Genomic DNA, 370 nt, shown 5'->3' on the forward strand with positions numbered 1-370 from the left:
GGTGATCGCCGGCACCGGATCTGACGTCTATTCGGCGATCGTCGGCGCCATTGGCGCGCTGCGCGGGCCGAAGCACGGCGGCGCCAACGAGGTGTCGCTGGAGATCCAGCAACGCTATGAAACGCCGGACGAAGCGGAAGCCGACATTCGCCGCCGCATCGACAACAAAGAGGTGGCGATTGGCTTCGGGCACCCGGTGTACACCGTCTCCGATCCGCGCCATCAGGTGATCAAAGAGATCGCGCTGCGCCTGTCGCAGGAAGCGGGGGCGATGAAGCTGTATGACATCGCCGATCGGCTGGAAAGCGTGATGCACGACACCAAAAAGATGTTCCCCAACCTCGACTGGTTCTCGGCGGTGTCTTACCAC

Annotated in this window: 1 protein-coding gene; it reads left to right on the plus strand. The window is 62.7% G+C overall.

Translation table 11 applies throughout. The features are described 5' to 3' along the window. Window positions 1–370: citrate/2-methylcitrate synthase (locus KQX66_RS38980; RefSeq protein WP_284439887.1), on the plus strand; the 370-nt coding region annotated here is incomplete at both ends.

Origin of the sequence: Paenibacillus oleatilyticus (assembly GCF_018998565.1) — a bacterium.
In the GTDB taxonomy this organism is placed as follows: domain Bacteria; phylum Bacillota; class Bacilli; order Paenibacillales; family NBRC-103111; genus Paenibacillus_G; species Paenibacillus_G oleatilyticus.